This window comes from Pseudoalteromonas sp. S1650, from assembly GCF_005887195.1.
Classification (GTDB): domain Bacteria; phylum Pseudomonadota; class Gammaproteobacteria; order Enterobacterales; family Alteromonadaceae; genus Pseudoalteromonas; species Pseudoalteromonas simplex.
In genome coordinates, this window is the sequence record NZ_PNDF01000059.1 from 1 (window position 1) to 13599 (window position 13599).

Below are 13599 nucleotides of genomic sequence, written 5' to 3' on the forward strand. Positions count from 1 at the left end.
GCGATGTGAAATCGCTGCTACGTGCTCGCACCTCGTTTTTCATTCCTCGTTACTCAAACCCTTCCAACACAAGCTTTCCGCGAGCTTGATGAGACTCTAAAATCCCATGGGCTTTAATAAGGTTTGCTACGTTTATCTTACCTAAATGCTCACCTAATGTTGTTTTAATTGTGCCGTTATCAACCAAGGTGGCAAGCTCTGATAGAAGCTGATGCTGGGCAATCATATCCTCTGTTTGGAACATTGAGCGGGTATACATAAACTCCCAATGCAACGAAATACTTTTACGCTTTAACTTCAAAATATCAAAGCTTGCAGGGTCGTCGATCAGTGCCAATTTACCTTGTGGCTTGATCACTTCCATAATGCTATCAAGGTGTTGGTCGGTGTGCGTTAAGCTCACTACGTAATCAAATTCATTCAGGTCGGCCGCAAGACGTTGCTCGTTAAGGTTTTTGCTATGATCAAGTACATGATCAACACCTAAACCTTTAAGCCAGTTGGCGCTTTCTTCTCGTGCGGCGGTACCAACAACGGTTAAATTGGTAAGCTGTTTGGCAAGCTGCACTAAAATTGAGCCTACACCACCTGCGGCACCTATTACTAATACAGAGGCTGGCTTATTGTTTTGAGATTTTTCAATCTGTAAGCGGTCAAAAAATAGCTCCCATGCCGTAATACTTGTTAAGGGCAGGGCGGCTGCTTCACTATTACTCAGGCTTGTTGGTGCAAGACCGACAATGCGTTCATCAACAAGTTGCAGCTCAGCATTACTGCCTTGGCGCGTTAAGTCGCCAGCATAAAACACACGGTCACCGACATTAAATAACGATACTTTGTCGCCAACAGCTTTAACCGTCCCCACGGCGTCCCAGCCAATAACTTTGTAGCCATTGTCTGGTGAAACATTAGCGCGAATTTTAGTATCTACAGGGTTTACTGAGATTGCTTCTACGGCGACAAGAATGTCGTGACCTGTAGCAACGGGATCGGGTAATTCAATCGCTTGTAATGATGAGTCCGATAACGTTGGGGTTGCTGTTGTGTATCCAATTGCTTTCATGATGGTGTCCGTATTGATGAGTTTTAAACACTATAGCGTATAGAATTATATTAAAAAGAGGTGTAATCCAAATTCACTTTCAAATAATTTTTGTTAATTAAGGTCACTATTTACTAAATCGAGTAACTCGATCAGTTGCAGTGCTTGTTGTTCGTTAATGCTCGGGAAGCGACAACGAATTTGCGACGGTATCTCAGCGGCTTGATCTTGCATCGCCTTGCCTTTGGCTTCGAGCTGCACGAGTCGTTTGCGTTTATCATGGCTATCCTTAGTGATCGACAACAATGCTTTATCGCTCATTTTTTTCAAAATTTGCGTCATCGCACCGCCATCAATGGCGGTTTTTTCAAGTAATTCAGCAATACTGATCTGATCTTTTTCCCACAGCGCCATCATAACTACGTACTGCGGGTAGGTTAAATCTAATTGATTGAGAGAATCTCGATACGCACGGGCAATCCCATTCGATGCCATATACAAGCGGTGGCATAGCTGGTTATCTAATTTTAGTTGTGGGTATTTCATGCACGATCCTCAAAATTCAATACGAGTATTTTAATTTGCATGCAAAGTATTTGCAATCCCGAAAAAGCTGATCTAATATACTTTGCATGCAAAATATATTTTCACTCAATTAGGAGAGTAATCATGAAAGAACTACAAAGCGTCGCATACACAGCAAAAGCAACAGCAACAGGTGGCCGTGAAGGCACAGCAAAATCAGACGATGGTCGTTTAGATGTGGCACTATCAACTCCTAAAGGGTTAGGTGGTGATGATGGTCAAGGTACAAACCCTGAGCAGTTATTTGCAGCTGGGTACGCGGCTTGTTTTATCGGCGCATTAAAGCTAGTGGCAGGCCAAGCAAAAATTAAATTACCAGCAGATACCCACATTAACTCTGAAGTATCAATTGGTCCTATAGAAGGAGGTTTTGGTATTGCAGTTAAGCTTGCGGTATCGGTAGGTGATCTTGATAAAGACACCGCTCTTGCATTGGTTAATAAAGCGCACGAAGTATGCCCATACTCAAACGCAACACGCGGTAACATTGCTGTAGAGTTATCAGTGATCTAATCGCTATTTACCAAAATAGGCCGTGCTTTATGCACGGCTTTTTTGTTTTTCAGCAATCGACTTTGCTAAATCGCCTGAACCAGTAAGTGCTGATACTAGACCTTCGCGTGGTTCACTAAATTGTATTGGTTTTATCTTACTTGCTCGGGCTGCATCGAATACCGGTATTTGGCTCATTGCGTATTCCGACAATGCGGTAATGGTTAATGATGGGTTTACCCCTAAATTTCCGGGTATGATTGAGCCGTCAATAACACGTAGGTTTTGATAGCCGAACACTTCACCTGAGCTATCAACAACGCCGTTAGAGGCATCAGTGCCCATGGCGACTCCACTCATTATATGCGCCGTCATTGGGGCACCAAAGAGCACCTCAGTTAAGGCTGAACCGGGCACGCCACCGAGTTTTTCGGCGTAGAGTTTGGTTGCTTCTTCTGCTTTTGGAAAACTAACGCTAAGCGGCGTGTCATTGTCTTTTTGCACCGCAGTAATGCTGTTTTTAAATAACCGATACCACTTGCGTCGCCATTCAAGGTGAATAAACGCCTCGGATTTTTGCATCACCAAAAATACAATTGAGCTGCGGGCTTTGCCTTTTGGCCGCAATACTTTAACTGTTTTTATTGGATGGCGCAGTGTATTCACTAAAAACTTAGCAATACGCTTGAGGCCTTTGCCTGTCACCATAGGAACGTAAGGTAAATATAGCCATGTGCCATCAGCGCCTTCTCTAAACCGGCAAATTTCAATGTTGGTGTCTTTGTCGACCGAAATAAATGAGCTGATCGCAACGCCATCATCAACTTTTTTAGTGGTATTGTTCGCGGTGGTGAGGGTTTCTGAGTTAGTGCGAATTTGCTGGCCTAGCCAAGCTGAAATATTGAGCAGTGTTTTGTCTTTATCGCGCATTTTTAAAAGCAAAGGCACGGTGCCCATCACCCCTGCGCTTAGCACGACGCCCCGTGTTGTCAGCGTATAAATATGGCTATTGCGATGGCTGGTATCTTTAATTTTAATTTTGTATCCGGCGCTGCCATCTGCATTAAGCGGGATGATTTTGATTACTTCAGAGCTAGGTCTTATCTCTACACCGTTGCGTTCTGCAAAGTACAGATAATTTTTCATTAAAGTATTTTTGGCATTATGGCGGCAACCAATCATGCAGCTACCACAGTAATGGCAGGTATTTCGCCTCGGACCATCGCCACTAAAGTATGGGTCGGGTAGCTCTTTTTTATAGGCTTCGCCGGGTTTTGCAAAAAGCACCCCGGTGTTCACGGTTTTGAATGAGTCGCCTTGCCCCATTTGATCAGCAATGTCTTTTAGTGTGTGATCGGCAACATTGGTATAGGTATTTTTGGCGCTACCTAACATGCGCTGTGCAAGGCCATAGTAGGGCATGAGGCTGTCTTTCCAGTCTGATTTTATCCGTGTCCAAGCAGGAGATTGAAAGACTTCATCATCAGGAATAAGGTGCACATTGGCATAAATTTGTGAGCCACCGCCAACACCAACGCCATGTAACACTGCGACTTTGCTGGTAAACGAAAATTGAATGCAGCCTTTAAGGCCAATTTCTGGCTGCCACATATAGTTTTTGATATCTAGGTTGGTCTTTGGAAACTCTTTATCTTCGCGGCGAAGACCTTTTTCAAGTACTAAAACTCGGTTACCTTTTTCGCTTAGGCGAAGCGCACTCACAGAGCCACCAAATCCCGAGCCTATAATAATTTGGTCAAAATCAAATGTGTGTTGCTGCATTGTTTTCGCCTGTTGGTGTTTATTATTAATTTAGCTGATTATTAACTTACTTTTTAATTATTAGAAATCATACTTTTTTTATATTTATCCTAATGAAACCAGTCAAATGGTCTAAACTAAAGGTGATTTATAATAGTAGCAGGAAGAATCAATGCGGCAGTTAGCGTTAGCGAAAAAGTTGTTATGGCTTACAGTTGGAAGCATTTTCATAACCGTTTTTGTTTTATCAAGTGTTTTATGGTGGCAATTATCGAGCAGTAACCAAGATTTAGCTGCGCAATCAGAAAAGCTGATTGTCGCCGAAGTTGAAGAAAAGCTAGCATCAAATGCCGTAGCGTATGGTGAACAAGTTGCAGGTTTTATAAACGAAGCCTATCGAGTACCTTATTCATTTGCAGCAATCTTAGGGGATCACGATGCAGCAGGCACCTTAACTCGAGATGCGGTGGTTGAGTTAAATCGCTCTTTGCTACAAAAAAATACTATTCTTTCATCTATTTATTCGCAATTTGAAGCAAATGCGTTTGATGGCCGAGATGCTAATTTTATTAGTGGTTATGATCATTCAGTTGCTGGTGTAGGTACTTTAGAAATCTACTTTACTCGTAATAGAGATGGCAGCATAGAACAGCAGGCAGTTGACGATGCGGCTGAAAAATATGTGGATACGCTCAATGAATTTGGTCAGCGTGAAGCTGAGTGGTACTTGTGTGTAAAAGACACCAAAGTGCCATGTATTATGGAACCCTACTTATACGAAATCACCCCTGGTTATTCTGAAATGATGACCTCTTTAACTGTGCCCATTCTTCGTGATAACGAATTTATTGGTGTTGCCGGGGTTGATTTAACATTGCCTGTATTTCAAAGCATGACCGAGCAACTCTCAAAAGAATTGTATAACGGCAAAGCTCGCGTCACTTTATTAAGCTCACTCGATTTAGTGGTTGGTAGCAGCCATTACAAAGATAAGCTTGGCAGACCGTTAAAAGAGGCGGTGGCTAAAAGCACTTTAGACAATTACGTAAAAGCGAAAAAGCAAAGTGGTGTATTTAAAGTCGGTGATGAGTATTTAGTTAACTACCCAATTACCATAAAGCTTGCTAAAACACAGTGGAACTTACTGATTGAAGTACCCGCCGAGCTTGCCCTTGAAGGGCCTCAAGCGCTAGCAAATAGCATGAGTGAAAATGCCAACACACTAGGCGGTTTGATTTTGGTGACGGGTATTATTATTGCTGGTGCAGCCTTTGTGATCATGACCTTAGTGATCCGTACAATTGTGGCACCATTACAGCAGATTCAAAAGCGCGTTGATAACCTTGCTAGTGCTGAAGGTGACTTAACTCAGACCTTACATGTTGATACTCACGCTGAGCTAATCGCATTAGCAACTGGCTTTAATGCGTTTCTTGCTAAATTGCGCGATTTAATTGGTGAGCTTAAGAATGTATCAACGCAAACCAAAGAGCAGGCTCACCTAGCGACTAGTGTTGCTGTTGATACTAAGCACAACGTTCAAGCTCAATTCCAAGAAATTGAGAGCGTAGTGACCGCTATGAACGAAATGAGCGCAACAGCCCTTGAAGTTGCAAGAGCCTCAGAGCAGTCAGCGCAACAAGCCGATGAAATAAATGGTTTAGTTGTTAGCAGTGAATCGAGCTTGTCGTCTGCGGTTACCCAAGTTAAAACCATGTCGGACGAAATTAAAGAGGCTAATCAAGCGGTCGAAAAAGTTGCGGCACGCAGTAACGACATTACACAAATTTTAGACGTGATCCGAACGATTGCAGAGCAAACAAACTTACTTGCACTGAATGCGGCAATTGAAGCAGCAAGGGCTGGTGAACAAGGTCGTGGCTTTGCGGTGGTGGCTGATGAAGTAAGGGCCCTTGCTTCAAAAACGCGTTCATCAACCGATGACATCAGTGGTTTAATTGACAGCTTACAGCTAGAAGTAGGTAATGCGTCTAAGGTTATTGAACAAGGTGTTGTGCGTGCACAGACCGCGGTAGATGAAACCTCAGTTGCATTTGATGCATTACACGAAGTTGTAGTTAAAGTAGACGAAATCACGCAACAAATTACCCACATTGCAACGGCTGCAGAAGAGCAAAGCTCGGTCACAGAAGAAATAAACCGCAACCTGACGTTAATTTCAGATGCCGCATCACAACTCGCTGAGCTATCTACCCAAGCCGGTGATGGTAGCCAAACTCTTAATGCACTTGTTGCACAACAAGATGATGAGTTGAATAAGTTAAAAACGAAATAGAGAGGGAGCTATAAGTTCTAGTTGCGAGATAAGAGATACGAGAAAAACGCGATGTGAAATCGCTGCTACAAGCTCGCATCTTGTATCTATTTATCGTAAGAATGACTTTAGTCATGAATGATTAATCACCACACAAAAGTAAACCTTGGCCGTAGGCGTGAAACGTGTTTCGTGCGCCAAGCAAGCGTGACGCCTACAGGTCGCAGCGGCTTTATGCCGCGACGAAGGGTAAAAATATCGTTATGCGATGAAGTAATCGAATCTGAAATCGATTAAGGGTGGTTATACATCGCTCGTAATTGTTAGATATTTATTTTTACCAAAAGTAACGTAATAAATGGGTAAAAATAGACCCGATAGTAAGTTACTGCTCATAGTGTTCGAAACAGTTACTTTATTTGATTGAATATCTTTGACAGAAAGTTTAGGGCTAGAGCACCAATCAATGGAGAACCAGATAAATCTAGCGTCGTCAGGTATTGTGTAGTTGGTTAAAGAGTTGGGTTTGATTTTTCCGATCTTTTTAGAATCGGTCCATAAAGTGTAATCTCTAATTTTATCATGATGTTGTTTTGGTCTGGTTACTTCAATTTCCATTTGAACCTCACTAGGATAGTAATTCCATTAAACTTAACGGGCTTATAGCTCGTTTTCTTCCATATTCAGTGTATTTTTATCAGAGCCGTTAATTAATTACTAGTCGTATAGTGCAAAGAAACTTAAGCTCATGCTCGCACCTCGCACCTCGCACCTCGCACCTCGTTTCTATCTCTCGTAGGAATGACTTTAGTCATGAATAATTAACCACCACTCAAAAGTTAAACCCTTGGACGTAGGCGTGAAACGTGTTTCGTGCGCCAAGCAAGCGTGACAGATTATCTTCTGTGACCTAATAACTTGATTGTCTGCTATTCATACAATTTATTAGACTAATAGTTAATGTGCTTGAAAAATAACCTTTAGCTTACTTTTTCAAAGCGTTTATTATAAATAAAAATTTGTATATCAATGTGTTAAATTTATTTTCGGATGCTCTCAGTTTATTAAAAACACCTATTTTATAAATTCATACCCTACCTTTTGCCTAATCGTGTTTTACGTCAGGCTGCTTTACCCTAACTGCATAATAAAAACTCACACAATTTTTCAAGATAGGTAGTAGGAGAACTTATGAATAAGAAGCAACAAAGCTATCAAGATATTCATAAACCCAGCAGTGAATTTTCGAGTCGTGACGAATACCTTGAACACGAATTACAAATTATGCAGCCTAAGCGTTGGCGTCCAAATTTACCATTTCGTGACTATCGGTTTGAATTAGAAGACTCTATCCCTGCCATGGCAGGGACCATAGGCAAGGTGGTCATGGTGGGTGCAATTGCTGCAACATTTGCAGCGCCACTGGGCTTAGGCGAAGGTTTTATTTTAGAAAACGTGCGTTATGAGCTGTTAATTGTATCGATCTTCATTTTATTATTTTCGGGCTTCTTTTTACCAACAGCAAACTTAGCGGGTACGCATGGGCCGCTTATTCCTTTGATCCCGATAGTGGTGGCAGCGGGTGGTCACCCAATGGCTTTTGGTTTGCTGATAGGGGCGTTTGGCCTATTACTGGCGCTTAGTAAAGGCGGGAGTTTACTGGCGGGGTTAACCAGCCGAGGCGTGTGTGGCGGTTTACTGCTTTACCTTGGCTTTATTGGTACGATTTCACAGGTTAAAAAGCTGTTTGCATGGGCTGAAGGCATTGATATGACCCATATCGCTTTCATTGTGATTTTGTCGACTATCGTGTTGTACGCCTTACTTGAGCACTACAAAAAACGTTGGTTAGCCGTGCCATTAAGTTGCTTGCTTGGCGGTTTAATTGCATTTTTACTAGGGGCGCCGTTTGAGTTTAAAACAGCACCGGGTTTACCAAATATGAACCCAATGTATTGGTGGGGTGAAAATACCGGTTGGATGCTGGGATTACCAACCCTAGAGAGCTTTGTAGTGGTCTTGCCATTCGCGGTGCTTGCGGTTGCCATGTGGTCACCTGACTTTTTAGGACATCAAGTATTCCAAAAAATTAGTTACCCAGAACGCACTGAAAAAGTACAAATGAACATTGACGATACCATGTTTAGTGCTTCAATCCGCCAGACATTTGGTTCATTGTTAGGCGGCTCTAACTTTACCTCGTCATGGGGAACCTACATCGTGCCAGCAGCCATCGCTAAACGCCCAATTCCTGCGGGGGCGGTATTAACGGCATTATTTTGTATTATTGCCAGTATTTGGGGCTACCCAATGGATTTAGCTATTTGGCAACCTGTGTTATGCGTCGCGCTAATAGTTGGTGTGTTTATCCCACTTCTTGAAGCTGGCATGGAAATGACCCGTGAAGGTAAAACTACGCAATCAGCTGCTATTGTGGTGTTTTCCTCGACCTTAGTGAACCCTGCATTTGGTTGGTCATTAACTATGTTGCTCGACAATTTGGGCTTAATTGGTTGTAAAGAGCGAAGCTCTGAGCTGTCTCCAATGAGCCGCTGGATTATTCCATTAGTGATGTTTGTTATCTTAACAAGCGTGATGGCAATAGTGGGGATGCTGCCAGGTATTCCGGCTTTAATGTCAGACTTTAGACATTGATATGTGAGGGTAAGGTGATAAACGCCTTACCCTTTAATAATTTTTTATAAGTGTGAACATCATACCAATAAGCTGCTCAGTCATCGGTTTCGACATTGGCCTGTGTAAATAACTTCTTAAGCCAGTAAATTGTATCTGAAATAAACGAGCATATTCTAGCGGACTATGAGTGTTGGCTAGTTCACCACGCTGTTGTGCAATATCAAATAGAGTCGATAAGTCGTGTTCAAACTGCTGCAAAAGGTCATCGGTTAACGTTTTAATTTTAGGCTGAGTGTGATCGAATTCTGTACTTGCTTTGATTAACATACATACTTCACATCCATCTTCAGCACTTTCAAGTACCGTAACAACAAATGCATGTAAGCCATCAAGCACTGTTTCGCTATTCTCAATATGGCTCGCTAGCAACAGCTTAAGTTGCGTAGCATAGACTTTTAAAGACTCTGAATATAAACCTTCTTTTGAACCAAACGCTGAATAAATACTGCCTGGGCGCATATCAACGACCGTTTGGAGATCACGGGTAGATGTCGTAGAAAAACCCTTTTTCCAAAATAGCATTTGTGCCTTCGTGATTACTTCATCGCGATTGAATTTAACTTTATTGACCATGACGAACACCAAAATTGAGCAGTTGTTCAATTTTAACTTGAACAACTGCTCAAAAACAACTAGGCTAATCATAAATCTTAGTCAGACACGATAGGAGATAACATGAAAAACTTTGAACTCTACACAAAAGAAACCGCGCCAGAGGGCTCAAAAGCCCTTATCGATAACTCAGTATCAGCCTTTGGTATGTTGCCAAATTTACATGCCGTGATGGCAGAGGCACCTACACTACTTGAAGGTTACCAAGTGCTTCATGAGTTATTTCAAAAAACATCGTTTAATGCTCAAGAGCTGACAGTTGTTTGGCAAACAATTAATGTTGAACATAATTGTCATTATTGTGTACCTGCACATAGTGCAATCGCTGCGAGTATGAAGGTTGATCAAGAGATTGTTGATGCGTTAGTTAATAAAACTCCACTTGCTGATCCCAAGTTAGAAACTTTAAGAAATACAACCTTAGCAATGACGCGCAACCGAGGTGTAATTGACGAAAGTGAGTTAGAAGAGTTTTACAGTGCGGGTTATGGAAATCAGCAATTATTAGAAATTGTTCTAGGTTTAGCACAAAAAGTAATGAGTAATTATACGAACCATTTAGCTGATACGCCTGTTGATCAGCCGTTTAAAAAATTTATTAAGTAATAAATAAAGCACGGCTATATACCCAAACCACCTCAAGGTGCGAGTTTCTGCATCTTGAGGTGGTTTGGGTATAGCTTACTTAAACTTAACCGTTTTTTCGCTGCGGGTGTAAGCTCGGGTATCGGGTTTTGTCCATTGACCTTTTTTAAGGTAAGAGGTCGACACTACAAAGCTGTTATCTTTAAACTCGCTCGTCGATTTGACTTTAGTGATCCCATCTTTGTTACCCGTTACATTTTCATAAGCAACAAACTGAGTAGGGCTAAGTACATTCATAGTGCCTTGGGTGTAAAACCCAGCTGTAGTGAAGTAATAAAACACCAAAGACTGCTTTTTATTGTCCCAAAAAATCATCGACTCACCACCATATTCACCTTCATTGATAGAGTGAATGGTTTTAATAGCCGTGCCATTGAGCGCGCGTTGCCAGGTACTCACATCTTGCACCGCAGGTTTACCTGCTGCGACATTAAAGTCTGACTGCCACGTGCCTAAGTAAGGTTCAAACACTTTTAGCTTGTCATCAAGTTGTTGCTCTGCTGCCATAACAGAAAGCGAACACAGGCAGATTGATAGTAAAAGTGATTTTAGGTATGCCATAATAGCGCCCCGATAAAATTAATTTGTTTTGCACAGTATAGGTGATACTTCGTTGATTAAGAAAACATTAATTACATTTTCATTGTTGTTTTTAGCGCTGCTATGGCTGACATCATGGCAACTTAATATTACCTACTTTATTGCAGGCACTTACAGTGTAGCGAGCTTAATAAGCTTTTTGGTGTATGGCTGGGATAAACGTTTAGCAATGCAACATGGCGAGCATGTGATAAGAGTACCTGAGCGTACACTGCATATTTTAGGGTTAATCGGCGGTTGGCCAGGTTCATTCATTGCACAGCAATGGTTAAGACACAAATCTAAAAAACGTAGTTTTATTGCCGTACTCTGGTTAACAGTTATTGTTAATTGCAGTGCGATATGGTCGCTATATTATTTTCAGTTAATTTAAAAGAAGCTCAAAAAAGGAAAGCAACAGCTTTCCTTTTTTGTTAAAACCTCTTATTGAGCAGCTTGAATTGATTCAATGCTATCAAGTTCAATTGTTAGAATTGTTTTCTTATCAACAACAACCCATTTGCGGTAAGTTAAGTAACCAGGCTTGGTTACTTCAATGTCGTACTTACCTTCATCAAGTTCAATACCATCTTCATAAACAGGTTTAATATTCATAATACGAACGCGCGCATCATCAGGTGTTGTGACTACCGTTAATGAAATAACCGATTCATCTACAACCACTTCAGGCGTTACTTCTGCAATAGGCTCAGGTTGTGGCTCAACATCATGGGTTGATGAACAGCCTGCTAAAACCAATAAGGCAAATAATGCGCTTAACTTTTTCATAAATACTCCATTTAATAGTTCACAATAAACGAAACCGCTTATAGTTTGAAAACTCATGAAGAATCAAGGAATAACAATAGAGGTGGGGAGCTATTATTCGTCTTCCGTGACTTTCATATTTATCATCAATAATAAATTTTTAGCTATTTTAGTATGTATCCTAATAAGGTTCAAATTATAGTTTCATTAATGTTATTAATTAATGATTTTTACCTATTATGTTTGTTGTGGTTTTGAAAGTAATGTTTATTGGTTCTCATCATTATTCTCTTTATCAAAAGCTATGCTGAAGTTACCCTGTCGAGTTAGATTGAAAATCGCACGTTGCCAATTTTCTGGTTGATTTTGTATTGCAGAATCAAACAGTGTTTTAAATAAATCAATAATGTGGTCAGAAACGGCAATAGGGTGCTGTGTTTCATCGGCCTCTTTTTCATAAAAGGCTTGGCATGTAATGACTTCATCGTGCTGGCAATCTATAACTAACATCGCTTTCGACCAGTCATCATTAATTTGTTGATAGAGATATTGACCTAGTTGCTGTGGGATATGTTTTACGTCTGTGTTCATAGGCTTTCCTTAGCGGTGTTGTTTTGTTATTAAGTGCCGTTTTCGTATTTTTTGGCTAAAAGCTTTAACTCTTTTAATAAGCCATCTTTTAGCATATATAGAGGAATATCCCATTGCTGTGGGGTCATATTAGCTATATAGTCTTTACGGTTGCCATTCCATATATTCAAACCTGGTACATTTTCAGCACAGCAATGCACCATTGCATTGATGCCAATTTTTTCACCATTAAACTCAGCGGTGGTACTACGCTCGTAGTTTGAAAAGCCGCCTTTTTCCTTTTTCTTTAAAAAGCCATTTTCTATAGAATCAACTATCCATGATAATGCTATGAGGGGGAATTCCTCTTGAACAAAAATTCGTTTTTTATCCATTTTTGAATAATAATCAGTAGATATGACTAAATAAGCTTCTTTTTTAAAGATAATCGTTGTTTCATCAGGAAACATTTCATAATCAATAGTTAAAAGCAGCTCTTCATTGCTCTTTAAATTATGATGTTCTATCAGTCCTAACGGAGGTGCTATATATTTACTCATTGGCTAACCTTTTATTGGTAATAGTGGGGTACTAATAACGTTCTTCATCTCAGATATTGAGGGAGGATCATTTTTAAGAGTTAGTGTTTCGGCTACACCATAATTATTGCCAGCATCCATGTTGTTAAAGAGCGGTTACTGTCGTTTATTAATTTGGGTCTGTTGGTGGTGTTACATCAATTAACCATGCTGGAATGTAGCCATTTTCAACTGTGAGCTTATAGCCTTTTACGTCTTTAGCGATGATGGCTAAGGCTGCAAGGGGTAAAGAAACTGCACCTCGATTGCTCCACATTCGGTCTTCATCACTGTAATACTCATTATGCGCCAGCAGGGCTTTTTCCATGGCTTGATTATATTCTTGCTCACCGTTATCAGTGAATATGGCGGTGATCACCGGGATAAGTGGCCATTCCAAGCGACTTACATAGAGGTATGCTTCATCATCAACGTAATCATCTGGGTTACAGGTGATATAGGCTTGCTCGATTAAAGGGGTCAAGTCGGCACGCGGGTTAAATAGCCCTTTGAGTAAGTCAGACAGTGCATAATCAAAGGGTCTCAGTTGATTGCCATAATTAGCTGTTTTAAAGACATCGTTATCGATAGCCGTTAAGTAAGCGATAGCGTCATGGTTACGGGCGATAATACTGCTGTACAAAGCAAGGAGCCACACAGGGTGCTCAGCATGTTCAGGGTCACGTTTACCAGTTACTTCTAAATATTCATCATCGTAAAAGAAAGGGAAAGGTTGGCCGTCATGGGCGTCACTTTGAAATATGCCATGGCCTAATTGCGAAGCGCGAATAACATAGAGCCAAGCATGGTAGCTATTGGGGTTTTGAATCGCTTCCATGGGGAACGAGTCAATGATATTACGGGTAAACTGTGTATAGAATCCTAAGCGAGGATTTTTTTGAATACGGGGTATATTTTTATCTTCGTGCTTTATATAGCGCTCTACCATATGGTCATAACTAACTTGTGCAAAGCTGTAATGGCTTTCAATCATT

Annotated in this window: 14 protein-coding genes; 5 read left to right on the top strand and 9 right to left on the bottom strand. The window is 41.0% G+C overall.

Annotated elements, in window-relative coordinates; genetic code table 11:
* Nucleotides 1–49: 49 nt before the first annotated feature.
* Both CWB80_RS16530 and CWB80_RS16535 read right to left on the bottom strand, forming a co-directional pair.
* Nucleotides 50–1063 carry a zinc-binding alcohol dehydrogenase family protein gene (locus CWB80_RS16530; RefSeq protein WP_138599190.1) on the bottom strand — a complete coding sequence of 338 codons (1014 nt, stop codon included), beginning with the start codon at nucleotides 1061–1063 and terminating at the stop codon, nucleotides 50–52.
* 93 nt (nucleotides 1064–1156) lie between these two features.
* Nucleotides 1157–1588: a MarR family winged helix-turn-helix transcriptional regulator gene (locus tag CWB80_RS16535; RefSeq protein WP_054553603.1), complete on the bottom strand. Its 432-nt coding sequence runs from the start codon at nucleotides 1586–1588 to the stop codon at nucleotides 1157–1159.
* A 123-nt stretch (nucleotides 1589–1711) separates the two neighbouring features.
* Between CWB80_RS16535 and CWB80_RS16540 the strand changes: the two genes are divergently transcribed.
* Nucleotides 1712–2140: an organic hydroperoxide resistance protein gene (locus CWB80_RS16540; protein ID WP_054553604.1), complete on the top strand. Its 429-nt coding sequence runs from the start codon at nucleotides 1712–1714 to the stop codon at nucleotides 2138–2140.
* Between the two features lie 27 nt (nucleotides 2141–2167).
* Here CWB80_RS16540 and CWB80_RS16545 read toward each other — a convergent pair whose 3' ends face one another.
* On the bottom strand, nucleotides 2168–3901 hold the full coding sequence (locus CWB80_RS16545) for a GMC family oxidoreductase (RefSeq protein WP_138599191.1): 1734 nt from the start codon (nucleotides 3899–3901) through the stop codon (nucleotides 2168–2170).
* A gap of 151 nt (nucleotides 3902–4052) precedes the next feature.
* On the opposite strand from CWB80_RS16545, the gene CWB80_RS16550 reads away from it, so the two are divergent.
* Both CWB80_RS16550 and CWB80_RS16555 read left to right on the top strand, forming a co-directional pair.
* Nucleotides 4053–6176 (top strand): methyl-accepting chemotaxis protein, encoded by a 2124-nt coding sequence (locus CWB80_RS16550; RefSeq protein WP_054553606.1) that lies wholly within the window; start codon nucleotides 4053–4055, stop codon nucleotides 6174–6176.
* A 1170-nt stretch (nucleotides 6177–7346) separates the two neighbouring features.
* Complete coding sequence (locus CWB80_RS16555; protein ID WP_138599192.1) at nucleotides 7347–8810, top strand: DUF3360 family protein; 1464 nt, start codon at nucleotides 7347–7349, stop codon at nucleotides 8808–8810.
* A 33-nt stretch (nucleotides 8811–8843) separates the two neighbouring features.
* On the opposite strand, the gene CWB80_RS16560 is transcribed toward CWB80_RS16555, so the two are convergent.
* Nucleotides 8844–9425 (bottom strand): TetR/AcrR family transcriptional regulator, encoded by a 582-nt coding sequence (locus tag CWB80_RS16560; protein WP_138599193.1) that lies wholly within the window; start codon nucleotides 9423–9425, stop codon nucleotides 8844–8846.
* A 102-nt stretch (nucleotides 9426–9527) separates the two neighbouring features.
* On the opposite strand from CWB80_RS16560, the gene CWB80_RS16565 reads away from it, so the two are divergent.
* Nucleotides 9528–10070: a carboxymuconolactone decarboxylase family protein gene (locus CWB80_RS16565; RefSeq protein ID WP_054553610.1), complete on the top strand. Its 543-nt coding sequence runs from the start codon at nucleotides 9528–9530 to the stop codon at nucleotides 10068–10070.
* A gap of 75 nt (nucleotides 10071–10145) precedes the next feature.
* Here the strand turns inward: CWB80_RS16565 and CWB80_RS16570 are convergent, their stop codons facing one another.
* Nucleotides 10146–10670: a hypothetical protein gene (locus tag CWB80_RS16570; RefSeq protein ID WP_138599194.1), complete on the bottom strand. Its 525-nt coding sequence runs from the start codon at nucleotides 10668–10670 to the stop codon at nucleotides 10146–10148.
* 52 nt (nucleotides 10671–10722) lie between these two features.
* On the opposite strand from CWB80_RS16570, the gene CWB80_RS16575 reads away from it, so the two are divergent.
* Nucleotides 10723–11082, top strand: coding sequence for a DUF1294 domain-containing protein (locus CWB80_RS16575; protein ID WP_138599195.1), 360 nt, complete (start codon nucleotides 10723–10725; stop codon nucleotides 11080–11082).
* Nucleotides 11083–11132: 50 nt separating this feature from the next.
* Here CWB80_RS16575 and CWB80_RS16580 read toward each other — a convergent pair whose 3' ends face one another.
* From CWB80_RS16580 to CWB80_RS16595, 4 genes are all read right to left on the bottom strand, one after another.
* Entirely contained in the window at nucleotides 11133–11477 is a 345-nt protein-coding gene (locus CWB80_RS16580) for a PEGA domain-containing protein (protein WP_054554082.1), read from the bottom strand.
* Nucleotides 11478–11723: 246 nt separating this feature from the next.
* Entirely contained in the window at nucleotides 11724–12047 is a 324-nt protein-coding gene (locus tag CWB80_RS16585) for an immunity protein YezG family protein (RefSeq protein ID WP_138599196.1), read from the bottom strand.
* Nucleotides 12048–12076: 29 nt separating this feature from the next.
* Nucleotides 12077–12586: a hypothetical protein gene (locus CWB80_RS16590; RefSeq protein ID WP_138599197.1), complete on the bottom strand. Its 510-nt coding sequence runs from the start codon at nucleotides 12584–12586 to the stop codon at nucleotides 12077–12079.
* 148 nt (nucleotides 12587–12734) lie between these two features.
* Nucleotides 12735–13598: an immunity 49 family protein gene (locus tag CWB80_RS16595; protein WP_138599198.1), complete on the bottom strand. Its 864-nt coding sequence runs from the start codon at nucleotides 13596–13598 to the stop codon at nucleotides 12735–12737.
* Between the last annotated feature and the right edge of the window lies 1 nt (nucleotide 13599).

Coding starts and splice junctions, on each gene's coding strand:
- CWB80_RS16560 (WP_138599193.1), bottom strand. CDS start 9,425: ATGGTCAATAAAGTTAAATTCAATCGCGATGAAGTAATCACGAAGGCA.
- CWB80_RS16555 (WP_138599192.1), top strand. CDS start 7,347: ATGAATAAGAAGCAACAAAGCTATCAAGATATTCATAAACCCAGCAGT.
- CWB80_RS16535 (WP_054553603.1), bottom strand. CDS start 1,588: ATGAAATACCCACAACTAAAATTAGATAACCAGCTATGCCACCGCTTG.
- CWB80_RS16540 (WP_054553604.1), top strand. CDS start 1,712: ATGAAAGAACTACAAAGCGTCGCATACACAGCAAAAGCAACAGCAACA.
- CWB80_RS16585 (WP_138599196.1), bottom strand. CDS start 12,047: ATGAACACAGACGTAAAACATATCCCACAGCAACTAGGTCAATATCTC.
- CWB80_RS16570 (WP_138599194.1), bottom strand. CDS start 10,670: ATGGCATACCTAAAATCACTTTTACTATCAATCTGCCTGTGTTCGCTT.
- CWB80_RS16550 (WP_054553606.1), top strand. CDS start 4,053: ATGCGGCAGTTAGCGTTAGCGAAAAAGTTGTTATGGCTTACAGTTGGA.
- CWB80_RS16565 (WP_054553610.1), top strand. CDS start 9,528: ATGAAAAACTTTGAACTCTACACAAAAGAAACCGCGCCAGAGGGCTCA.
- CWB80_RS16595 (WP_138599198.1), bottom strand. CDS start 13,598: ATGATTGAAAGCCATTACAGCTTTGCACAAGTTAGTTATGACCATATG.
- CWB80_RS16545 (WP_138599191.1), bottom strand. CDS start 3,901: ATGCAGCAACACACATTTGATTTTGACCAAATTATTATAGGCTCGGGA.
- CWB80_RS16580 (WP_054554082.1), bottom strand. CDS start 11,477: ATGAAAAAGTTAAGCGCATTATTTGCCTTATTGGTTTTAGCAGGCTGT.
- CWB80_RS16590 (WP_138599197.1), bottom strand. CDS start 12,586: ATGAGTAAATATATAGCACCTCCGTTAGGACTGATAGAACATCATAAT.
- CWB80_RS16530 (WP_138599190.1), bottom strand. CDS start 1,063: ATGAAAGCAATTGGATACACAACAGCAACCCCAACGTTATCGGACTCA.